This is a genomic window from Candidatus Agathobaculum pullicola, assembly GCF_052117205.1.
Classification (GTDB): Bacteria; Bacillota; Clostridia; order Oscillospirales; family Butyricicoccaceae; genus Agathobaculum; species Agathobaculum pullicola.
The window spans coordinates 24,951-47,214 of the sequence record NZ_JBQKJP010000019.1 but is presented as its reverse complement, the minus strand read 5'-3'; the positions used below and the strand labels follow the sequence as shown (position 1 = coordinate 47,214).

The window sequence follows — 22,264 nt, the reverse complement described above, 5'->3', positions numbered from 1 at the left end:
AAATAACACCACAACACACCCCCGCCCCCCCCCACACCCCCCCCCCCCCCCCCCCCCCCCCCCCCCCCCCCCCCCCCCCCCCCCCCCCCCCCCCCCCCCCCCCACTCCGGTTAAAATTTAAGAAATTCCTACTCAGGGCTTTTTTGTACTGTCTCATAAACTGGGGCTGCTCACTCTGCCGCAACAGCTTTTCTCCGTCTGCTGTTATGCTTCCGGTTCATTCTCCATGCGGGTAACGGCAATGGACAAATCATCCAACTGCTTGGCATCCACAGTATCCGGACAGCTCATCATCAAATCGGACGCATTCTGCACCTTGGGGAAGGCAATCACATCACGGATGGAGTCCAACCCCGCCAGCAGCATGCACAGACGGTCCAGACCATAGGCAAGGCCGCCATGCGGAGGTGCACCGTACGAGAACGCCGTAATCAGGTGTCCGAACTGCTCCTTGGCGCGCTCCTCGGTAAAGCCGAGTGCCTCGAACATCTTGGTTTGCAGTTCCGGGTCATGAATACGGATTGAACCACCGCCCAGCTCACAGCCGTTGAGAATGATATCATACGCCTTGGCGCGCACCTTGGCCGGGTCAGTATCCAGCAGCGGGATATCCTCATCCATCGGCGCGGTGAACGGATGGTGTTTGGCCACCAGACGGTCCTCTTCCTCGCTATACTCAAATTGTGGGAACTCCGTGACCCACAGGAGTTTGAAGTCGTCCTTCTTGGCAAGACCCAGACGCTTTGCCAGCTCACAGCGCAGCGCGCCCAGCGAAACGAGCGCCGTTTCCTCAGAGGCATCCGCAACGACAAACAACACATCGTTCTCGTGCATGTCCGCGCGCTCCTTGATAGCCGCAATTTCCTCCTCGGTCAGGAACTTGGCAAAGGAAGAGGTCATTGCGCCGTCATCCGCAACCTTCATCCACGCAAGGCCCTTCGCACGATAGGTCTTGACAAAATCCGCCAGCTTGTCAATTTCTTTGCGCGGGAACTTGTCGGCATAGCCGTTGATATTGATCAGCCGCACCGTACCGCCAGCCTCAACCGCGCCCTTGAACACGCCAAAGCCACAGTTTGCCGCAATATCCGAAATATCCTTGATTTCAAACCCAAAGCGGGTATCCGGTTTATCCGAACCAAAGCGGTCCATCGCTTCGCGCCAAGTCAGGCGCGGCAGCGGCAACGGAATGTCAATATCCAGCACTTCCTTGAACACGCGGCTCAGGAAGCCCTCGTTGACTGCGATGACGTCATCCTGCTCGACAAAGCTCATCTCCAGATCAATTTGGGTAAACTCCGGCTGACGGTCGGCACGCAGATCCTCGTCGCGGAAACAGCGGGTGATCTGGATATAGCGGTCCATCCCCGACAGCATCAAAAGCTGCTTATACTGCTGCGGAGACTGCGGCAGCGCATAGAACTTACCCGGATGCACACGGGACGGCACCAGGTAATCTCGCGCACCCTCCGGCGTGGACTTGGTCAGCATCGGCGTCTCAATCTCGATAAAGCCCTGCTCGTCAAAGTAATTGCGCGCTACTTGGGTTACACGGTGACGCAGCATCATATTACGCTGCATTGACGGGCGACGCAGGTCGAGGTAGCGATACTTCAGGCGCACCTGATCGCCGACCTCCTTGGAGTCGTCAATCTCAAACGGCGTGGTCTCTGCCCGAGACAGGATACGGATGTCCTCGGCAATGATCTCGACCTCACCGGTCGGCATTTTCTTATTGATCGCCGCTTCGTCGCGCGCAACCAGCTTACCGCGCACAGCAACCACAAACTCCGTGCGGCAGGTAAACGCGATATTGAACAGGTCTGCGTTGACCGACTTGTCAAACGTGCACTGTACGATGCCCGCGCGGTCACGCACGAGCAGGAACAGCACGCCGCCGTTATCGCGCACACGATCCACCCAGCCGTTGACCGTAACTTCCTGACCTGCGTCGGCAAGGCGCAGATCGCCGCACATATGCGTGCGCTTCATTCCGTGAATTGAAGTTTCATTCATGTTTGATCAATCCTTATCGTTAGTATGAAAATATACACTGGCCGTATTCACGGCGTTTTTCCCTTGTACAATCAGCAATGCGCCCACAATTGCCAAAATGAACGTCAGCAAAAACAGCGCAACTGCAATTCCGGTATAATAGCCGCCCATTGCGATGAGCAGCAGCAGGATGCCTAGGCACAGCAACCCGGTCAACAGCGTGAGGGTGCCGCAAACCACAACCGTGCAGCCCCAGATCAATTGTTTCATTTGTCCAGCTCCGGTCTTACTTGTCGCAGATAACCTTGCCCTGATTTTTGGCCGCAAGGCCGTCCCGGATACGGGTGATGGCGTCTGCAAGCGATACCTTCACCTGTTCACCGGAGTCCATATCCTTGACCGCCACGACGTTTTCCTTGATCTCGTCCTCGCCGAGGAAAATAACATACGGGATGCCCAGTTTGTCCGCATAGCCAATCTTGTGCTTGAACTTCTTTTGCTCACTGTACAGCTGCGTGCGGATACCCGCCTCACGCAAGCTGGTCGCAAGCGCAATGGCCGCACCCATATCGTCCGTCATCGGCAGGATGAGCACATCGGCGGGTGCTTTGTTCATGCTGTCGTTCAGATAGCCTTGCTCTCCCAGCACATAAAACAGACGGGTCAGGCCAATCGAAATGCCCACACCTGGCAACTGCTTGTCGGTGTAATACTCTGCAAGATTATCATACCGGCCACCCGAACAGATGGAGCCGATCTCCGGATGATCCAGCATTGCCGTCTCGTATACCGTACCGGTGTAATAATCCAGACCACGCGCAATCGTCAGGTCGATTTCAAAGTGATCATCCGGCACACCGAAAGCAGTCATATACTGCGCGACCGTGCGCAGCTCATCCGCCCCTTGATCGAATACATCGTTTTTGCCCTTATAGTTCTCCAGCGCTGCCAGAATCCCCGGTGTGCCGCCCGGTGTCGCAATAAACGCCAGCAGTTCGTCTGCTGTCTGGGCTGCCACACCGAAATCGTCCACCAGAATGGCTCTCACCTTTTCCGCGCCGATCTTCTCCAGCTTGTCAATCGTGCGCATCACATCGCCCGCCTTTTCAGTCAGGCCGAGAATGGCAAAAAAGCCGCCCAGCACCTTGCGGTTATTGATACGAATCTTGAAGCGATTTAGGCCAAGCGAAGTGAATGTCTTATAGATAATGCTGGGCACTTCCGCTTCGTTGATGATGTCCAGTTTGCCGTCGCCGATAACGTCGATATCCGCCTGATAAAACTCGCGGAAGCGGCCGCGCTGCGCGCGCTCACCGCGGTACACCTTGCCAATCTGGAAGCGGCGGAACGGGAAAGTCAGCTCACCGTAATGCTGCGCGACATATTTCGCCAGCGGCACCGTGAGGTCAAAGCGCAGCGACAGGTCGCTGTCCCCCTTTGTAAAGCGGTAAATCTGCTTTTCGGTCTCACCGCCACCCTTGGCGAGCAGTACCTCGGAGGACTCAATCAGCGGCGTGTCCAGCGGATAAAAGCCGTACAGGGCATAAGTTTCGCGCAGCACCTGCATAATACGCTCCATCTGCACCTGCGGGGCGGGCAGCAGCTCCATAAAGCCGGACAGAGTTCTGGGTTTCACTTTTTCCATATCTTTTGATTCTCCTCAAGACAGACGATTGCACCGAATAGGCCCATCCGCCCATCCGGTGCATTGCTTTCTGTCGTTTATTTTTTATTCTTGGGGTTGACGATATTACGCCAATCCAAATCACCGCGGTCGAGGCCAAGGATGAGCATTTCGGCCGTTGCGGAATTGGTTGCAATCGGAATATTATGCATATCGCACAGACGAACAATGGCGTGAACATCCGGCTCATATTGTGAATTGGACATGGGATCACGGAAAAACAGGACAAGGTCAATTTCGTTATACGCAACGCGGGATGCAATCTGCTCCTCGCCGCCCTGCATACCTGCCAGGCACTTATCAATTTTCAGCCCGGTTGCTTCTTCCACAAATTTCCCCGTTGTGCCGGTTGCACAAATATCATGCTTTGCCAGAATACCGCAATACGCCATACAGAACTGAACCATCAGTTCTTTTTTCCGGTCGTGTGCGATAAGCGCTATGTTCATTTCCGAAACATCCCCTTTCCACGTACCACATATATGCTGTTTCCACTCTATCATTGCGTTAAACAACGCTGTTTGGTTGCTGATATTTTGCAGAGAAGATGCTATTCCATATATCGCACTGTCTAAATACGGATAAGCGGTACCCGCTCGCCATCCAGCCGTCGGGCAATATTTTGAAAGGCCCGCGCCGCACCTGTATGCTTGATGGACAAAATGCTTTTTCCGCTGTTGCCGCAGGAAATCAAATCCTCATCCTCCGGCACTACTCCCAGAAGCGGCAGCCCCGCTTCATCCATCGCGTCATCGATATTGCCCGATTTGCCGCGGCAGATAAGCTGCGGCCGCACCCGGTTGAGCACCATGCGAATACGCTGGATACAGTATTCTTCTTCCAGCTTGCGCGCACACCGCTCCGCGCCGCGAATGCAGGCACGATCGGTTGCCGTAACGACAACCGCCTGCGTTGCAATATGCGCCAGAAAAGAAAGTTCTGCGGGCAGCCCGGCAGGGCCGTCCACCAGCATATAATCAAACGAAGCTTCCTCCGCCTGTACGGCCAGCTGCTCCATGCCGCGCTCGCTGAGCGCAGGCAGCGCTACCGGCGCTGTCAGCAAGTACAGGCCCTGATACTCCGGATGCCGCGCCATAGCGTCGCCGAGCGGCACAGCGCCGCCCGCCACATCAGCAAAGGAATAAACCACCCTGTCCGACATGCCCAGCACGATATCCAGATTCCGAAGGCCGCAGTCGCCGTCGATCAGGAGCACGCGATGCCCAAGCTGCGCCAACGCAGTGCCCACGCCCGCCGTAAAGGAGGTTTTCCCTGTGCCGCCCTTACCGGACGCAACCAGAATCACCTTCAACATACCGCCTCCGAAATAGAAAAACTTATATATTGTATTATAAACTACGAACTGCCAATTTACAAGCATTTGCGCAAAGTTTTATTGCGCCGCAGCTTGCCGTCAGGGCACCATGGTGTTTTCGCTCTGCACAGACTCGACGGTATCCGGCTCCTCCTCGGCAAAATATGCGTCGAGAATATCGCGTACAATCGGTGCGACCGAAGAGCCGTGTCCCGCGCCTTCACCGACCACGCAAACGACAATTTCCGGGTCATCAAACGGTGCGAAAGCGACAAACAAGCCGTTGGTATATTCGATTACCGCGCTGTTTGGGTCTTTCGGATCAGACAGCTCAAACATCTCCGCCGAACCAGTTTTACCGCCGACCTTAATCGGATAATCGGCAAAGGTGGTCGCTGCGGTACCGCCCTCGGCGGTAACCTCGCTCATACCCGTCATAACCAGATTGCGTGTCGCATCCGAGAACTCAATCGTACCCACAACCTCCGGCTGCTCTTCCTCGACCACGTCGGAATAATCATAGGTTTTGATGCTCTTGACCAGCGTCGGCTGATACAGCGTGCCGCCGTTGACCACCGCCGCCATATAATTTGCCAGCTGCAAGGGCGTGAACAGGTTATCCGACTGGCCGATCGCGGCGTTGACATCGTCACCGCCCTGCCATTCGCGCAGCAACGGGTTATTTTTGCGGTTTGCGTCGCGCTCGGTCGGGCCGGCCGCCTGACCGGCATCCTCCGCAATCTCCACGCCGGTCACATTTCCCAGGCCGAATTTATCGCACCAGTTTTCCAAATGCGCGCCGGTCAGCTGCTGACCCACATTATAGAAAAACACGTTGCAGGAGTACTTGATGGCTTGCGTCACATCCAGCGTCATCGGCTGGTCATGGTTATTACAGGTGAACTTGACACCACCGTACTCAAACGTACCGTCACAAGTGTACGTAGTGCTGGCATCAATAATGCCCTCCTCAAGCCCTGCGATCGCAGTGAGCACCTTGAAGGTGGAACCGGGCGGATACAAACCCAGCGTGGCACGGTTCAACTCTGGAATTCTCGAATCGTTGGAAATCTGGTCGTAATCCTTGTTATAATTCTCCAGATTATAGGTTGGGTAGGATGCCATGACCAAAACCTCACCCGTATCCGGGTCAAGCGCAACCGCCGCGCCGCCACGCTGGTACTCTGCCAGATAGTTTGCCAGGGATTTTTCCGCCACTTCCTGCAATTCCAGATCGATGGTGGTGATGACATTATCACCCGGCTTCGGCGCATACGAATTGGCATGATCCGTTATGCTGTCGCCGCCCAAATCGGTTTCCACCGTGCGCGAGCCGGCTGTACCGTGCAGATAGGACTCCAGCGCAGACTCCAATCCACTTTTGCCAATGGTGTCATTCATGGTATAGCCCGCTTTGCTCTCATACGGACCGCCGTTTTTCGTGCCTGTCCATTCCTCTGTGAACATCGCACCAACCGTGCCCAGCAAATGCGCGGCATAGGTCGTGTCATACTTACGGATGGCTTCGCTCTGCACATCGACACCGGTATACTGCTGATGGTGCTCCTTGATATAGGCAATCAAATCCATGGAGACATTATCTGCCAGTGTGAAGGTCGCGTTATTGTTAAAGCCAACACGCCGCATGCTGTAATACAGACCGATGAGCGTGCGCGCATCCGCGTCGGACAGGCCGGTCTGCATGCCGAGACTATCCTCCATATAGGTGCGCATCGCGCTGATAAACTCGGAAGCCGATACCAGTGTAGTCGCATCAATCTGCAACACCTGATCGATTTTGTTACCGTCTGCATCGTACTGCGGGTTTTCCTCATTCGCCGTATTTGCAGCCGCTTTGGCATCCTGCACGGCCTTTAGGCTGAGCGTATCCGCGCTTTGCTTCATGTAATCGGACAGCGCTTTGCGCTCCGTGTCTCCCTCCGCGCCAACATATTCGTATGGCGCGGTATCACTAATAGGCATCACGTCATTGAGTACCGCACCGCTCGTGTCCTGCGTTGTATCCGTATCGGTTTGCGTACCGTCCTCGGTATCGCGGTCCGCCGTGTCTCCGGATGCGGCCGCCGCCCCGTCTGCCTTGACTCGCTTGGCCAAGTCCAGCAGGATCTCAAAACGGTCTTGCTTATCCTCCCAAAAGGAAGAGTAGATCAGCACAAGAGAAAAACCGGTTTGATTGGTCACCATCGCCCGACCATAGCGGTCCAGAATTTCGCCGCGCGCCGCTGATACGGTGGATGTCGTCGTCAAAAAGCTCGCCGAGCGGCGCACATAGCTCTCTCCGTTAATCAGCTGCAGCTGCAGCAGCTGACCGCCCGCGAGTCCCACGCAAAGCAGGAGCAGGCAGCCCAGTACCATCAAGCGGCGCAGCAGTTGTGTTTTATTTACCATAGGGGTTCCTCTTTTCGCTTCTCATCGGTTGGCGAATTTACGGCTGATTTTCTGCATCGGCCAGTATATGATAAAGCAAAACAAACAGGCCAGCAGCGTCCCGCCGATGATCTGACGCAGCACCAGTCCAAAGGATGCACCGGCCTGCGGCAGAAGATAGGCGAAATACCGCAGCAGTCCCAGCACAATCATTTCAAATGCCGTCATGAGCACCATGGACACGTAGCTTCCGCTGAGCGTCAGACGGCTCATCTCACCGGCAATAAAACCGAATATCAGGAAAAACAGCGGATACAGGCCGTCCACGCCGATAAAGCCCAAATCGTAAAACAGTCCTACCGTGATACCGATAATCACACCTTCCACCGGACCGTCCAGCAGCGCGGCTGCGGCCACAAGCGCGGGCAGCAGGTCAAGGTGATAGCCGCGAATCGACCATGTGCCGAACAGAGTGGTCTGCAGCACATAGATGAGCAGTGCAAACAAGATGTACAGCACAATCTTCGGGATGGATAATTGTTCTCTCTGCATGTACTCACTCCGTCGTATCCGTAAAGTCGGTGACAATGGAAACGCTCGATACCGTATCCACATTCGCAAACGGCTTGATAACCGCATAATAGGAAATGCCGTTTTCCTCAGGCAGCACGCTCTCCACCGTGCCTATCATCACGCCCTTGGGGAACAGTCCGCCACGACCGGAGGTCTCCACCGTATCACCGATGACGACGCTGGAATCCTCGGTCAGGTAGCTCAGCCGCAGGTTGCCCTCCGCCATCAGGTCGTAATTGCCCTCGGCAATGGCCGTTTCACGGGTGCGGGTAATCAGCGCGCCGCACTGCATCTCCACGTCGATTACAGTCGTGACCTCACAGGTGTTGGAATACACCTCGCTGACGTATCCCACCATACCGTCCACCGTGGTAACCAGATCGCCCACTTCCACACCGTGGGATGAGCCTTTATCCAGACTGAGCGTCATCGCCCAGTCGCCCGGGTTACGGGCAATCACCTCGGCGGTGACGGTTGTCAGCTCACGCGTGCGTTCCGGCTGACCTGCCGCCGCACGCAGCCGGTTGTTTTCCTCAATTGCCAGCTCCGCATCGCGCACCGTCTGCTCCATATCACGAATCTGCTTTTTCAGCTCCTCGTTTTCCGCTTTCAGGTTATCAAATTCGGTGAAGTATCCCACACCCTTCCCCAGCGCACCGGTCACACCGGAAGCCAGTCTCTGTACGGGAGTGGTCACAAAACTGACCAAACGGGTCACCGGAGACGGTTTACCAGTCACGCCGCTGTACAGCGCGGACAGGATGCACAGCACAATCACAACCACCACGCCGATCACAAAACGCGACCCCACTCTGTTACGTCTTCGCAAAAACTCTAAGCTCCTTTCAATATTCCAAAACGCGCGGGTTTCAGCACATCTCCCGCGCCATTTGCCGCAGGATCACATGCAGCCCCGCCACCGGCAGGCCCATCACGCTGTAATAGTCGCCCTCAATGCCGTCGATGAGAAGCGCGCCGTGCCCTTGTATACCGTAAGCGCCCGCCTTGTCCAGCGGCTCACCCGTGTCAAGATAGGCTGCAAGCTCATCCTCATCAAACGCGCGGAAGGTTACCCGGGTGCGAGTGCACAGCGTGCGCGCCTCGCCCGCAGGCGGCAGCACGGCCAACCCGGTCAGCACCTCATGGGTGCGCCCGCGCAGACGGCGCAGCATGTCCGATGCCTGCCCTCTATCCGCCGGTTTGCCCAGCGGCAGGCCGTCTATCGTAACCATCGTATCCGACCCGATGCAGACGGCTTCCGGATGCAGTCGCCGTGCCGCCTGCGCTTTGAGCTGCGACAGACGCACGACCTCTTCCTCCAGCGGCGCACCGGGACGCAGCGTTTCATCTGCGTCAGCCGGACAGACAGTAAATTCCTCGGTAATCAGCGCCAGCAGCTCCCGCCTGCGCGGCGAGCCGGACGCCAGAACGATTTGCATTATTCGACTCCTCTTTTATACAGTCCGTTGGTGAATTCCCCTTCCAAGGGGTTGCCTTCGAGAAACGCGCAAGCGATGCGAGCGCACTCCTCCGGCGTTTCTATCGTAAACAGCAGCCGCGCGGTCTGTACGCCGAGCGGACGCACATCCTCACGCAGGCAAAGCGCCCGGTTGCCCAGCAGCGTATTGCGGCACCCATATTCGGGCAGCAGCGCAAAGCGCTCACCGCGGCGATCGGTCAGATAGGTGACGCCATTCTCGCAGCTGCACTTGCCGCCGTGCTGACGGCGAATCGCGCAGTTTTCAAAAATCATCAGCGGCAGATGACCATAGACAATCATTTCGGTTTCAAGCGGTCCGCGCATGTCTCGAATCTGCGCCAGACGCGCTTCGACCGACAGCGTCTGCCGCTGCACACCCATTTCAGCCAGCGCATGCAGCGTTTTGCTGTTAAACGCATTCAGGCCGAAGTCGCCGTGCACGGCAAAGCCAAGCCGCCGCGCCAGCGCAATGTGGCCAAGATTGCCCGCCAGCACGGTTTTCGTGCCGCGACTCATCGCCTCGCCCAACAGCATTTCGATTTCCGGCTGCTCCGCGTCCGAAAAGACGCGCGGCAGCACGGCGGGCAGGCCAGTCTGCGCCGCAACATCCAGCGGCACATAGATGGTTTCCAGCCCCAAGTCGCGCAGCGCGTCCGCCTGCGCCTTGGTACGCACAGACGCGGTATATCCGCAAAAGCCGGTGCGCGGACGGCTGTCGTCATCGCGCGCAAGCAGCCGACCCTCCAGCCAGTCCCGTGACGGCGGAGCCGCGCGTTTGGCCAGCAGCAGCGCGAGCGCATCGCGCCGCATGGCGTTGATGGTGGAGGCGGGCAGCGCCAAGCCATCCTCCATCTCAATGCGTAAGTTTCTGATATAAAACGGCGTGCCGCCTGTCTTACGCAGGGATTTTTCTACCATTTCCGGCGTGGTCGATCGGGTACGCGCCCGCTCGACAGCCGCGGCGGACGAAACCCCGTCCGCACTGAGCACCGCGCCCGTGTCCTCGCGCGCGGTAAAGCACAATGAGACCGGCACCAGCGGCGCTTCCTTGCCCTCGGCAAACCGGTGCGACGCCTCGTCGTACAACGACTGCACGTCGCGTAGCGGCACGTCGGTCTTGGTGCCGAACATTTCCTCGCCCTTTTTGCCGGTATAGTAGCCGTCGGTAAAACCATCGCGCGAAAAGACGCGCCGCAGTGTGTCGCGTTCCTCCGGGGTCGGCTCGCGGTGCTCACGCAGCAAATCAGCGTAAATTTTCGTGACAATTGCGGTGTATTCCGGCCGCTTCATACGACCTTCAATCTTAAGCGAGGACACGCCGAGGTCGGCAAGCTCCGCCACATGCCCCGCCAGCGCCAAATCCTTCAGCGAGAGCGGATAGCCTCCGTTATACGGCAGGCGGCAGGGCTGCGCGCACAGGCCGCGGTTGCCCGAACGCTGCCCGATGACGGCCGACAGGTAGCACTGTCCCGAATAGCACATGCACAGCGCGCCGTGCACAAACACCTCGGTCTCGACGCCCGCCTGCTCGGTGATCAGGCGCACCTCGTCCCGCGTACACTCGCGGCTGAGCACCACGCGCGAAAAGCCAAGGTCGCGCGCCTGCTTTGCGCCGTCGAGCGTGTGAATGGTCATCTGCGTGGAGGCATGCAGCGCAAAATCCGGCGCGTGCGCATGAATCAGACGCGCCAGCCCCAAATCCTGCACAATCAACGCATCCGCGCCCGCCTCGTACAGAAACTTCGCGTCACGGAGCGCCGCATCCAGTTCGCGGTCGCCCGCAAGGATATTCAGCGTGATATTGGTCTTAACGCCGCGTGCGCGGCAGTAGGCGATAGCGTCCGCCATCTCGTCGGCCGCAAATCCCTTCGCACCCCGGCGCGCGTTGAACGTGCCGAAGCCCATATACACCGCGCCCGCGCCCGACTGCACGGCCGCACGCACCCCCTCCGGCGAACCGGCGGGTGCAAGTAGTTCTACCTGGCTCATTTGTGACGATTCCTCAGATGCGCCGCGCCGTTTCGGTTGACCTGCTGCCGCAGCGCAGTGTTTTCCGCTTCCAGCGCGCGGCATTTGGCTTCCGCAGCCTCTGCGGCCGTTTTGGCCTTGATATATTCGTCAGCAAGGTTGACTGTCGCCAGAGCCAGCGCCCGTGTGGACGCAAACGACGCCGAACCGCCGCACTCCGCGATGGTCTGCTGCGCCAGCTCCGCCACTTCATTCATATATTCCACAGATTCCTCCGCCAGCATGGTGTACTTCTGTCCGGCAATCTGTATGGTCACACGATTTGCCATGCAAATCCTTCCTTTCGCAAAATAGTCGCTTAAAAGGCATAATTTGATAAAATATAGTATACCACAACCCATCCTCTTTTGGAACACAAAATCTGTGCAAAGATGCGCAGTCTGCTTCACTTTTTTTGTACACAACGATGCCGGCGCATAAATTTGTAAAAGATTTTTGTTTGCCTTGTGTGATACGCTGCACTGTGCTAAAATAAAAATGAACTATTCCGTCCGGATTTAAGATGCCGGACAAACAACAGGTGAGATTTATGCTGCATATCAACGAGGTCCGCCGCATTGTGGTCAAGGTGGGTACCTCGACGCTGACATACGAAAACGGAAAGCTCAACATCCGCCGCATCGAACGGCTGGTGCGCACCATCAGCGACCTGCAAAACCGCGGGTTCGACATGGTGCTCGTCTCCTCCGGCGCGGTGGGCGTGGGCGCTGCCAAACTTGGGCTCGGCGGGCGGCCCCGTGAGCTTGCGATGAAGCAGGCTGCCGCCGCGGTCGGCCAGTGTGAACTGATGCACATTTACGACAAAATGTTCCTCGAATATGGCATCAACGTCGCGCAGATTCTGCTCACGCGCGAAAACATCATCGACGACGACCAGCGCGAAAACATTCACAACACCTTCACTGCGCTCATGCGCACGGGCGTTGTGCCAATCGTCAACGAAAACGACACGGTCGCTACCGCAGAGCTCAAGCACATTGAAAACTTCGGTGATAACGATACCCTTTCCGCCGTGGTCGCGCGCATGTGCGATGCCGACCTGTTGGTCATCTTCTCGGATATTGACGGGCTGTATGATTCCGATCCTCGCAAAAACCCGCAGGCCAAGCTGATTGGACATGTAGGCAAAATCGACGCAAAAATCCGCCGCATGGCGGGCGGCGCAGGCTCGGCACACGGCACGGGCGGCATGGCCACAAAAATCACCGCCGCCGAGCTGTGCATGGACGCCGGCATTCCCATGCTGGTGGCCAACGGCGATAAGGACGATATTCTGTATGACATTGTGGACGGCAAGCCGGTTGGCACGCTGTTTGCACGGGAGGAGGAGCGCGTATGACAAAATTTCACTTTCACCGTCTGACGGATGTACTCTGCGGCGGCAATCTGCGCTTTTTTTCCAAGGCGCAGGTCATTGCGGCGCTCGTTGGCGCGGCTATCGGCGCGTTTCTGGGCGTGCAGGCTTATTGCAACGGCTGGCTGGGCTGAGCCTTGCCGGTTATCAATACCGATTTCTGAATAAACGGGGTGAAATACCATGCGCAAACTGCTGGAAATCGCTGAGGATGCGCGCCGTGTCAAGCACGCGGTGGCAAAACTCGGCACAAACGATAAAAACCGCGGCCTGTTCGCCATCGCGGATGCGCTGTGCGCGCACGCGGACGAAATCATCGCCGCCAACCGCACAGACATGGAAAACGGCCGCGCTGCCGGTCTGTCTGATGGGCTGATTGACCGCCTGATGCTGGATGAAAAGCGCATTGCAGACATCGCCGAGGGCTGCCGACAGGTTGCCGCGCTGCCCGATCCGATCGGCGAGGTGCTGGGCATGCACAAGCGTCCCAACGGCCTGCTGATTGGCCAGAAACGCGTACCGATGGGCGTTATCGGCATCATTTACGAGGCACGCCCCAACGTCACGGTCGATGCGGCAGCGCTGTGCTTCAAGGCAGGCTCGGCCTGTATCCTGCGCGGCGGCAAGGAAGCCTTCCACTCTTCGATGTGCCTGACCAAGCTGATGCGCGCGGCGCTCGAAGCAGAGGGTTTGCCCGCAGACGCAATCAATCTGGTTGAGGACACCTCGCGCGAGAGCGCAAACCAGATGATGAAACTAAACGGCTATCTGGATGTGCTCATCCCGCGCGGCGGCGCGGGGCTGATTCGCACAGTCGTGCAGAACGCGACCGTCCCTGTCATCGAAACCGGCACGGGCAACTGCCACGTGTATGTCGATGCCTCCGCCGACCTCGATATGGCGCAGCACATTCTGGTCAACGCCAAGTGTCAGCGGCCGAGCGTATGCAACGCCGCCGAAAGCCTGCTGGTACACAAGGATATCGCCGCGCAGTTCCTGCCTATGGCCGCCAAGGGCCTCGCGCCCGACGGCGTTGTGCTGCACGGCTGCCCGCGCACCATGGAAATCCTCGGGGACGCGGTGCTGCCCGCGACCGACGAGGACTACGGCCGCGAATATCTTGGATACGAAATTTCCTGCAAAGTGGTCGACTCGCTGGACCAGGCCATCGACCATATCAACCGCTTCAACACCGGTCACTCCGAGTGCATTGTCACCCGCGACTACGCCGCGTCACAGCGGTTTCTTGACGAAGTGGACGCAGCGGCGGTCTACGTCAACGCCTCCACCCGCTTTACCGACGGTTTTGAGTTCGGTTTCGGCGCGGAAATCGGCATTTCCACCCAAAAGCTGCATGCGCGTGGCCCGATGGGCCTGACTGCGCTGACCACCACCAAATATATCATTTACGGAAACGGGCAGGTGCGCTGATGAACAAAGGCATGGAGAAGGAATATAAGTGGCGCGCGAACGAAGGATTGTTGGGGCAGGCACTTTTATGGGCCTCCTCCCGCATTGGCACACAGAGCCGGACGCTGCATATGCAGTCGCAGTATTTCGACACGGCAGACGGCTTACTGCGCCGGCAGCAAGCCGCGCTGCGCATACGCAAGGAGAACGACCGGAGCATATGCTGCCTCAAGCTGCGCAACGAAAACACACCGGAGGGAATGCGTGCGCACGAAGAATACGAGTGCATGGCGCAAACGGTCGCGGAAGGGCTTGCTATCCTACCCAAAAAAGGCGCACCGCTGACGCTTTGCGCACAGGCGCTCGCCGCTCCGCTGGAGGTCATCTGCACAGTGAATTTCCGGCGCTGTGCTATTCTGCTGCAACTGGGCAACACAGTGTGTGAGTTGGCCCTTGATCAGGGCACGCTGCGGCACGGGGATAAAACCGCACCGCTGTGCGAAATCGAGCTGGAATACGTCGCCGGCAGCGAGGATGCTTTTCACGCGCTTGCCGCCGAGCTTGCCGAACATCTTTCGCTCGTTCCGGAGCCGGAAAGCAAGCTGGCACGGGCGATGCAATTATAATCCTCCGCACTTTTATAGAGGCTGCATATACGCAGCCTCTTTTGTTATGCCTGCGCTCTGTGCGCAGACGTTTCTGATAACTGCTATAAGAGAAATGTGCATAAAATTGTGCAAAGCGTATATTTTTATCCAGCCTCGCAATTCTCTTCCCGTGTTCTTGCAAAAAAAGCAGTTTCCATGTATAATAAACATGAATTTTGGGAGGGTAAATACACATGAACTTTGACAGCATCATCACGATCGCCGCTTTTGGCGTATACCTGATCTTTATGATCTGTATCGGCATGTACTTCATGGGCAAAAGCCGAACGACGACCGATTATTTTCTCGGCGGCCGCAAGCTCGGCTCCTGGGTCACCTCGATGAGCGCTCAGGCGTCCGATATGTCCGGCTGGCTGCTGATGGGTCTGCCCGGCGCCGCATATCTGTCCGGTATTTCTGCCGGCTGGATCGCCATCGGACTTGCCGTAGGTACTTATCTGAATTGGCTGCTGGTTGCCAAACCCCTGCGCCAGTATACCAAGGTTGCAAACGATGCAATCACGCTGCCCCAGTTTTTTAAAAACCGCTTTCAGGATGAAAGCGGCATGATTTCAGTCATCGCAGCCGTATTCATTCTGGTATTCTTCCTGTTTTATACCGCTTCCGGCTTTGTGTCCTGCGCCAAGCTGTTCTCCTCCGTATTCGGTATCCCGTATATGGTATCGCTTCTGGTGGGCGCAGTTGTCGTTATTTCCTACACCTTCGCAGGCGGCTTCTTTGCCGTGTGCTGGACCGACTTTTTTCAGGGCCTGCTGATGTTTTTCTGCGTCATCGCCGTACCCTCGATTGCGATTAGCTCTCTCGGCGGTCCGTCCGACTTTTTGGCACAGGTGGAAGCCTTCAACCCCAACTTCCTGAATATGTTTGTCGACGGCGCAACCAATACTCCCTACACGGTGCTCGGTATTGCATCCTTGCTCGCCTGGGGCCTCGGCTACTTCGGCCAGCCGCATATTCTGGTCCGCTTTATGGGCATTTCCTCGCCCGGCGCGATTAAGAAATCCCGCCGTATTGCCTCTATCTGGGTGCTCATTTCGCTGACGGCCGCCGTGCTGATCGGCGTTTCCGGCCGCATGTTTCTGGGCGACGGCCTGCTGGTCACCGCCGGCAACGAAGAAACCATTTACATCAACATGGTCAGCCGCATCTTCCCGGTGTTTATCGCAGGTATTTTCCTGTCTGCGATTCTGGCAGCCATCATGTCCACAGCCGACAGCCAGCTGCTGGTCACTGCTTCCGCCATCACTGAAGACTTCTATCATAACAAGATCCGTCCGAACGCCTCTCCGTCCGAGCTGATGTGGGTTTCCCGCATCTGCGTTATCGCGGTCGCACTGATCGCCGTTTTTATCGCCACCAATCAAAACAGCACCGTACTCGGTCTGGTCGAATACGCTTGGGCCGGTTTCGGCTCCGCCTTCGGCCCGCTCGTACTCTGCTCGCTGTTCTGGCGCCGCACCAATAAATACGGCGCGTATGCCGGCATCATCGTCGGCGGTGTAGTCGATTTGATATGGGCGCAGCTGTCCGGCGGTATCTTTGAGCTGTATGAGATTGTCCCCGGCTTTGTCTGCGGTATGATCGCCATTTTTGTGGTCAGCCTGCTCACTCCCGCTCCGTCCAAGGCCGTTACCGATCAATTCGATTCCTATCGCACCTGTGAGGAATGATGAAACGCAAACTTCGGATATTTCTCTGGTGCGCGGCTGCCGTTGCATTCGTGCTGAGCGGCGTTCTACAGGCCGCCGAGCACCTGCTCCCGCGGCAGCAGCTGACAGATGAAACCGCCGTGCATTTCATTGACGTCGGTCAGGGCGATGCAGCGCTGCTGCTTTCGGGCGGGCAGGCCGTGCTGGTAGACGCAGGCACGGCGGAAAGCGGACCGGCGATTGTCCGGTATCTTCAGGACCTTGGCGTATCTCGACTGCATGCAGCCGTTGTCACCCATCCACATGCCGACCATATGGGCGGCATGGCACAGGTTCTTCAGACGTTTCCGGTCGAGCATTTCTACATGGGGTCGGAAACGCAGAACACCTCCTCTTTTTCCGACCTGTTGGACGCACTGCAAACACAAGGCGTTCAGCCTACCGTTCCCACGTCGGGCGATATTCTGGCGTTTGACTCCGGCGCTTCGCTCACCTTTCTCGGTCCTGCGGACGATGTACCGAGTGATAACCTAAACGACCGTTCACTCATCACATTGTTTCAGGCCGACGAGCAGAAAGTGCTGTTAATGGGCGACGCGGAAGCTGCCGCCGAACAGTCGCTTTTGGCACATTACCCAACCTTGCGCTGCGATGCGCTCAAGATAGGGCATCACGGCGCGGCAACCTCGTCCTCTCAGTCCTTTCTGCAAACCGTTCAACCATCCGTTGCCGTCATCTCCTGCGGCGTAGACAACGACTACGGCCACCCCGACCCGCAAACGCTGCAAAATCTGTCCCTTGCGGGAGTAACCGACATCCGCATTACCGCGGAACGCGGCACCGTAATCCTCCCGCTTCACCCACCGTCATCAAGCAAGGAGAATGCTGCATGAAACAGACCGGTATTGTCGATCGCTTTGAAGGCGATGATGTGGTTGTTGAAATCGGTGGAAAAATGGTCAATTTCCCCCGCACCGACGCTCCCGCTATGCTGGGCGAGGGTATGGTCGTCATCATCCGAGACGACCGCATCGCGGAAATCGATCAGATTGAAACCCAACGTCTCGAGGACGATATGCGCCGCCGTTTTGAGCGCATCCTCGGCAAACAATTCGATGAATAAACCCTAAAAGGAAAGGCGAAAAAACCAATGGAAAAGAAACCCTTTTTGACACTCGCACAGGTACAGGATATCACAAAGACCTACCCCACTCCGTTCCACATCTATGATGAGAAGGCCATCCGCGAAAATGCGCGCAAAGTCAAGGAGGCTTTTGCATGGAATCCGGGCTTTAAGGAGTATTTTGCGGTCAAGGCGACCCCCAATCCGCGTTTAATCCAGTTGCTCCACGAGGAGGGCTTCGGCTGCGATTGCTCCAGCTACACCGAACTGCTGATGAGCAAGGCTTGCGGCATCACCGGACACGACATTATGTTCTCCTCCAATGTTACCCCGAACGAGGATTTCAAGCTGGCCAGCGATTTGGATGCCATCGTCAATTTTGACGACATCACGCATCTGGACTACTATGATAAGGTCGGCGAGTGGAAGGAAACCATGTCCTGCCGCTTCAATCCCGGCGGCGACTTTGTTCTGGAAAACGAAATCATGGATACCCCGCAGGAAGCCAAATACGGCATGACCCGCGAGCAGCTCATTGAGGCGTTTAAGTATATGAAGGCCAAGGGCGTCAAGCACTTTGGTATTCATGCGTTCCTCGCTTCCAACACGGTGGCCAATGAGTATTATCCGGCTCTCGCACGTATTCTGTTCAAGCTGGCGGTCGAGGTACGCAAGGAAACCGGTGTGCACATCGCGTTTATCAACCTATCCGGCGGCGTCGGCATCCCCTACAAGCCTTGGCAGGAGCCCAACGACATCATGGCCATCGGCGAAGGCGTGCGCCGCGCGTATGAGGAAGTCCTCGCTCCGGCTGGTATGGATGACGTAGCCATTTACACCGAAATGGGCCGCTTTATCCTTGGGCCGTACGGTGCGCTGGTCGCCAAGTGCATCCATCACAAGCATACCTACAAGGAATATGCGGGTCTGGATGCGTGCGCGGCCAATCTGATGCGTCCGGCGATGTACGGTGCATACCACCACATCACTGTACTGGGCAAGGAAAACGCGCTGCACGACCGCACCTATGACGTAACCGGCGGTCTGTGCGAAAATAATGACAAATTTGCCATCGACCGCAACCTGCCCCGCATTGATATCGGCGATTATATTTATATCCACGATACCGGTGCACATGGCTTCTCGATGGGCTATAACTACAACGGCAAGCTGCGCTCGGCAGAGCTGCTGCTGCACGAAGACGGCTCGGTAGAACTCATTCGCCGTGCGGAAACTCCGAAGGATTACTTCGCAACGCTGGACTTCACCGGCCTGTTTGACGATATCCTTGAATAAGACAACAAAAAAGCGTGTACTCCAATGGAGTGCACGCTTTTTTCATACTTTCACATGTTTTGCAGCAACAGCGCCGCCGCGAGCGCCAGCAGCACCATCGTCAGCGCACGCAGAATACGCAGCATGCGCTGCTTTTTCGGGCTTTCGCGCTCCCAGCCCTCGGGCGGCGACGAAAGCTCTTCCACCGTCTCCGTACCGTCCGGCTTATGGTCGATCAGCTTGACATGACACGTATTACAGGCAGTGAATCCCTTGCGAAACTCTGCTCCGCATTTTGGGCACCACGGCATAAATTCGCCTCCTTCAATTCGCCACCAAATACAGCAGCGCCAGCGCGACCACGATCACACCAATCACCAGCGGCAGCAGCTTGAAAGAAACATTGTCCTCCATAGGCTGCTCGGGCATGTCCATTGCCTGTTCTTCTGCCAGACGCGCCAGCGCTTCCTCATCAATCGGCGTTTCCGAAAGGTTGCGGTGCATCTCTTCAATCAGTTCTCGCGCCCGTGCGGTTTGACTCGCGTCCACAATAATCGACAGACCAAAACGGCTGTCTGCACCGGTATAATCAACGATTTGACCGAAAGAAGCTGGGCGGTCGTATGCCACTACATCGTTTTCATGCAGCATATCACAGATTGTCGTGGCCTCCAGTCGATTTTTAGCCGTGTAAACCACAATTGGCTTTTCCATGCCGTCCGGCAGGACAAACTTTTCCCGTTTTGACGCCGCATTTTCTTCAGGCAAGCCATCCACCAGCGGCACATGACAGGCGCTGCACTCTGTGAATCCCTCCCGGTATTCTGCCTTACACTTGGGGCACCAAGGCATGCTGCATCCCTCCTTCCTGCCGATTATAGCATATCCGCGTTATTCTTTCCAGATAAAAATAGGCAGCGGTGGGTCATGCTTCCGGTTGAGCCAGTCGCAGGCCAGAACAGTGAAGGTTCGATCATTCAACAATTTTAGATGCTGTAAAACCGCATTTTTCTCCTCATATCCGTTTTCTTTGCCATAATAGAGTGCAAGTGCCATCACACCGCCCGGGCGCAGCAGCGATAGCCCCGCATCGATTGCCGGAATAGATGACGCAGCGGTAGTGAAGATTTTCGGGTCTCCGCCCGGCAGCCGACCGAAATTGAACACAATGCAGTCCACGCTTTCCGGTGCGGCGTAACGCGCCATATTCGCATGGCTGTCCAATACAACCTCAGCGTTCAGGCCCTGCGTTTCCAGCAACGCGCAGGTCTGTGACACAGCATCCTGCTGTACATCAAACGCGAGCACGCGGCCCTTCGGGCCAGCCAAACGGCACAGCAGCGCAGTGTCGCGCCCCTTTCCTGCCGTCGCGTCAATGCAGAATGCGCCCGTCTTCACCTGACGCCGCAAAAAATCATGTACTACATCCAACGTATTCATCCGTTCCCCTCCGTTTATGCCATGTTTCGCTTTCATTGTAGCACAAACAGACGGTTTTGCCTATCAGCTTACTGCTCAAGAATCTTTCCGTCGGTCGAAACGACAACCACCTGCCACGGCAGGAACTTGCCGCTCGCCTGCAATGCCGTACGCACCGCATGTTCGATACCGCCACAGCACGGCACCTCCATGCGCACAACTGTAACGCTTTTAATGTTATTGCTGCGAATGATTTCGGTCAGCTTTTCACTATAATCGCCTTCGTCCAGTTTTGGGCAACCGATAAGAGTAATCTTATTCCGGATAAAGTCCTGATGGAAGTTTGCGTAAGCATAGGCCGTACAGTCCGCCGCGACCAGCAGGTGCGCCCCGTCAAAGTATGGCGCATGCACCGGAACCAGCTTGATCTGTACCGGCCACTGACGCAGTTCAGATGCCGCAGGCACAGCCGAAGCTGTCGGCGCAGCTGTCGTGCGCTCAATTGCGCGCGCCTGACTGCCGGGACAACCGCAAGCCAACGGCTGCTGTGCCTGCTTCGCGCTCAGATTAGCCTGTACTGCCGCTTCGTCGTAGGCCGCAGCCTCCCGCTCGACAAATGTAATTGCTCCAGTCGGACAAACTGGCAGACAGTTACCCAGTCCGTCGCAGTAATCATCGCGCAACAGCTTGGCTTTGCCGTCCACCATGCCGATGGCACCCTCGTGGCACGCATTCGCACACAGGCCGCAGCCATTGCACTTTGCTTCATCAATCTCAATAATTTTACGCATCATCGCGGTATCCTCCCATGTATTTCGATTGTCCTCAGTATAACGTAATCCTCCCCCGCTGTATGTTGTTTTGACAACATGCAGCGCAAATTTTTATTGGCATAAAGATGACCAAACCGAAACCGTAAATCACCAGAATCATAAAGCCCAAAATAGCCTGCGCGAGAGCATGGCTCATCTCCAAAAGGCTTGCGCAGAAAGCACGCAGCGAGATGCCGATGCACAATGTTGCGCGTTGGACCATGATATCCCCCATAATTGCATGCGTTGCAATGCCGCCCAATGATGGACGAAAAGAAGTTTCCAGCATATGTGGCAATCTCGAATGATTTCTATAAATAGAAGAAAAAACGGCAAAAGCATGTTGCTTTCGCCGTTTTTTATTACTCAATCCCCATAAATGCCTGCCCGGTCATTTATGACAAGCACACGAAGCATCTCCTCCGGAAGGTTGAGCCCCGCAGCACCGCCTTCGCCTTTGAGCCAGCCTTTTCTCTCCAGCTTTTCCACCGTCGCACGCCCCCACTCTGGCACGGATGCTACGGTGCTGTACACTGTTTTACTTTGCGCAATCAGGTTCTTGACCTCATCTACCGTCATATCATCCACCTCCTCTGTCAGTCTCCTCTTGAAGTCCTGCCATGCCGCTGCATTTTCCACAAACGGCGCAGGACAGTTTTTATGCGTCACATCATAGTGCCGCACCACATGGTCGGGCGCAATGCCGTACTTTTGCATCAGCATACGCGCCAACTGCACCGCGTTTTCCACCGTACCCGGTTGAAAATAATATTTGCCGCTCTTGATGCGACTGCACAGCTCAATGCCGATGCTGTTGGCATTGCGACAATATGGATGAAAGTAAGTACCTTTGGTTCCGCAATGCCACGCAATATCCGCATCACGCACGGACTGCCATACTTCGTTTTCGTCGACAAAATAATGGGCTGAAGTAGAAATATTGGAATTTTTAAAGTAATCTACATTATTTTTGGCGGTATCACCGTCGTTCGCCGTAAAATGAATCACCAGATAAAGAATTTCCTTCTTCCCACGTGCAGCGGACAGATAATTCCCTGAATTGGCCTGCTGAAAATGAATTTCCATCACCT

The 22,264-nt window shown here is 56.3% G+C and carries 25 protein-coding genes; 8 read left to right on the top strand and 17 right to left on the bottom strand.

Translation table 11 applies throughout. The features are described 5' to 3' along the window. Nucleotides 1–204: 204 nt before the first annotated feature. From aspS to zapA, 11 genes are all read right to left on the bottom strand, one after another. Nucleotides 205–2,016, bottom strand: coding sequence for an aspartate--tRNA ligase (gene aspS, locus ACTQ3V_RS08335; protein WP_441467117.1), 1,812 nt, complete (start codon nucleotides 2,014–2,016; stop codon nucleotides 205–207). A gap of 6 nt (nucleotides 2,017–2,022) precedes the next feature. After that, on the bottom strand, nucleotides 2,023–2,265 hold the full coding sequence (locus ACTQ3V_RS08330) for a hypothetical protein (RefSeq protein ID WP_441467116.1): 243 nt from the start codon (nucleotides 2,263–2,265) through the stop codon (nucleotides 2,023–2,025). Nucleotides 2,266–2,281: 16 nt separating this feature from the next. Further along, nucleotides 2,282–3,640: a histidine--tRNA ligase gene (gene hisS, locus ACTQ3V_RS08325; protein WP_441467115.1), complete on the bottom strand. Its 1,359-nt coding sequence runs from the start codon at nucleotides 3,638–3,640 to the stop codon at nucleotides 2,282–2,284. A 77-nt stretch (nucleotides 3,641–3,717) separates the two neighbouring features. Beyond that, a complete protein-coding gene (locus ACTQ3V_RS08320) occupies nucleotides 3,718–4,128 on the bottom strand; it encodes a methylglyoxal synthase (protein ID WP_441362680.1) in 411 nt (136 codons plus the stop codon). 122 nt (nucleotides 4,129–4,250) lie between these two features. After that, nucleotides 4,251–4,994 (bottom strand): nucleotide-binding protein, encoded by a 744-nt coding sequence (locus ACTQ3V_RS08315; protein WP_441467114.1) that lies wholly within the window; start codon nucleotides 4,992–4,994, stop codon nucleotides 4,251–4,253. A gap of 99 nt (nucleotides 4,995–5,093) precedes the next feature. Beyond that, complete coding sequence (locus ACTQ3V_RS08310) at nucleotides 5,094–7,403, bottom strand: penicillin-binding transpeptidase domain-containing protein (protein ID WP_441467113.1); 2,310 nt, start codon at nucleotides 7,401–7,403, stop codon at nucleotides 5,094–5,096. Nucleotides 7,404–7,424: 21 nt separating this feature from the next. Continuing rightward, nucleotides 7,425–7,934 carry a rod shape-determining protein MreD gene (gene mreD, locus ACTQ3V_RS08305; RefSeq protein WP_441467112.1) on the bottom strand — a complete coding sequence of 170 codons (510 nt, stop codon included), beginning with the start codon at nucleotides 7,932–7,934 and terminating at the stop codon, nucleotides 7,425–7,427. 4 nt (nucleotides 7,935–7,938) lie between these two features. Next, entirely contained in the window at nucleotides 7,939–8,784 is an 846-nt protein-coding gene (mreC, locus tag ACTQ3V_RS08300) for a rod shape-determining protein MreC (RefSeq protein ID WP_441467111.1), read from the bottom strand. A 40-nt stretch (nucleotides 8,785–8,824) separates the two neighbouring features. After that, on the bottom strand, nucleotides 8,825–9,394 hold the full coding sequence (locus tag ACTQ3V_RS08295) for a Maf family protein (RefSeq protein ID WP_441467110.1): 570 nt from the start codon (nucleotides 9,392–9,394) through the stop codon (nucleotides 8,825–8,827). After that, nucleotides 9,394–11,424, bottom strand: coding sequence for a U32 family peptidase (locus tag ACTQ3V_RS08290; protein ID WP_441467109.1), 2,031 nt, complete (start codon nucleotides 11,422–11,424; stop codon nucleotides 9,394–9,396). The genes ACTQ3V_RS08295 and ACTQ3V_RS08290 overlap by 1 nt, the downstream gene beginning before the upstream one ends. Continuing rightward, nucleotides 11,421–11,732, bottom strand: coding sequence for a cell division protein ZapA (gene zapA / locus ACTQ3V_RS08285; RefSeq protein ID WP_441467108.1), 312 nt, complete (start codon nucleotides 11,730–11,732; stop codon nucleotides 11,421–11,423). Before zapA ends, ACTQ3V_RS08290 begins: the two co-directional genes overlap by 4 nt. Before the next feature lie 260 nt (nucleotides 11,733–11,992). On the opposite strand from zapA, the gene proB reads away from it, so the two are divergent. The 8 genes from proB (at nucleotide 11,993) to ACTQ3V_RS08245 (ending at nucleotide 18,963) form a co-directional block, all read left to right on the top strand. After that, nucleotides 11,993–12,802 carry a glutamate 5-kinase gene (gene proB, locus ACTQ3V_RS08280; protein WP_441467107.1) on the top strand — a complete coding sequence of 270 codons (810 nt, stop codon included), beginning with the start codon at nucleotides 11,993–11,995 and terminating at the stop codon, nucleotides 12,800–12,802. Further along, nucleotides 12,799–12,951 carry a hypothetical protein gene (locus ACTQ3V_RS08275; RefSeq protein ID WP_441467106.1) on the top strand — a complete coding sequence of 51 codons (153 nt, stop codon included), beginning with the start codon at nucleotides 12,799–12,801 and terminating at the stop codon, nucleotides 12,949–12,951. The genes proB and ACTQ3V_RS08275 overlap by 4 nt, the downstream gene beginning before the upstream one ends. A gap of 49 nt (nucleotides 12,952–13,000) precedes the next feature. Further along, complete coding sequence (locus ACTQ3V_RS08270) at nucleotides 13,001–14,248, top strand: glutamate-5-semialdehyde dehydrogenase (RefSeq protein WP_441467105.1); 1,248 nt, start codon at nucleotides 13,001–13,003, stop codon at nucleotides 14,246–14,248. After that, complete coding sequence (locus tag ACTQ3V_RS08265; protein ID WP_441467104.1) at nucleotides 14,248–14,853, top strand: CYTH domain-containing protein; 606 nt, start codon at nucleotides 14,248–14,250, stop codon at nucleotides 14,851–14,853. Before ACTQ3V_RS08270 ends, ACTQ3V_RS08265 begins: the two co-directional genes overlap by 1 nt. Nucleotides 14,854–15,068: 215 nt before the next feature. After that, entirely contained in the window at nucleotides 15,069–16,565 is a 1,497-nt protein-coding gene (putP, locus tag ACTQ3V_RS08260; protein ID WP_441467103.1) for a sodium/proline symporter PutP, read from the top strand. Continuing rightward, nucleotides 16,565–17,437 (top strand): ComEC/Rec2 family competence protein, encoded by an 873-nt coding sequence (locus ACTQ3V_RS08255; RefSeq protein WP_441467102.1) that lies wholly within the window; start codon nucleotides 16,565–16,567, stop codon nucleotides 17,435–17,437. Before putP ends, ACTQ3V_RS08255 begins: the two co-directional genes overlap by 1 nt. Continuing rightward, entirely contained in the window at nucleotides 17,434–17,667 is a 234-nt protein-coding gene (locus ACTQ3V_RS08250; protein ID WP_441467101.1) for a DUF3006 domain-containing protein, read from the top strand. Before ACTQ3V_RS08255 ends, ACTQ3V_RS08250 begins: the two co-directional genes overlap by 4 nt. 27 nt (nucleotides 17,668–17,694) lie before the next feature. Then, nucleotides 17,695–18,963 carry a diaminopimelate decarboxylase gene (locus ACTQ3V_RS08245; protein WP_441467100.1) on the top strand — a complete coding sequence of 423 codons (1,269 nt, stop codon included), beginning with the start codon at nucleotides 17,695–17,697 and terminating at the stop codon, nucleotides 18,961–18,963. A 50-nt stretch (nucleotides 18,964–19,013) separates the two neighbouring features. Here the strand turns inward: ACTQ3V_RS08245 and ACTQ3V_RS08240 are convergent, their stop codons facing one another. The 6 genes from ACTQ3V_RS08240 to ACTQ3V_RS08215 all read right to left on the bottom strand — a co-directional run bounded on the left by ACTQ3V_RS08240 (nucleotide 19,014) and on the right by ACTQ3V_RS08215 (nucleotide 22,259). Beyond that, nucleotides 19,014–19,253, bottom strand: coding sequence for a hypothetical protein (locus ACTQ3V_RS08240; RefSeq protein WP_441467099.1), 240 nt, complete (start codon nucleotides 19,251–19,253; stop codon nucleotides 19,014–19,016). A gap of 13 nt (nucleotides 19,254–19,266) precedes the next feature. Beyond that, entirely contained in the window at nucleotides 19,267–19,794 is a 528-nt protein-coding gene (locus ACTQ3V_RS08235; protein ID WP_441467097.1) for a hypothetical protein, read from the bottom strand. 39 nt (nucleotides 19,795–19,833) lie between these two features. Beyond that, nucleotides 19,834–20,382 carry a tRNA 5-(aminomethyl)-2-thiouridylate-methyltransferase MnmM gene (mnmM, locus tag ACTQ3V_RS08230; RefSeq protein WP_441467096.1) on the bottom strand — a complete coding sequence of 183 codons (549 nt, stop codon included), beginning with the start codon at nucleotides 20,380–20,382 and terminating at the stop codon, nucleotides 19,834–19,836. Nucleotides 20,383–20,450: 68 nt separating this feature from the next. Beyond that, the gene (locus ACTQ3V_RS08225) at nucleotides 20,451–21,155 is read right to left on the bottom strand and encodes an ATP-binding protein (RefSeq protein WP_441467095.1); all 705 of its coding nucleotides are present in this window, start codon (nucleotides 21,153–21,155) and stop codon (nucleotides 20,451–20,453) included. Between the two features lie 31 nt (nucleotides 21,156–21,186). Next, a complete protein-coding gene (locus tag ACTQ3V_RS08220; RefSeq protein ID WP_441467094.1) occupies nucleotides 21,187–21,543 on the bottom strand; it encodes a hypothetical protein in 357 nt (118 codons plus the stop codon). Then, a complete protein-coding gene (locus tag ACTQ3V_RS08215) occupies nucleotides 21,540–22,259 on the bottom strand; it encodes a peptidoglycan recognition protein family protein (RefSeq protein WP_441467093.1) in 720 nt (239 codons plus the stop codon). The genes ACTQ3V_RS08220 and ACTQ3V_RS08215 overlap by 4 nt, the downstream gene beginning before the upstream one ends. Nucleotides 22,260–22,264 lie beyond the last annotated feature (5 nt).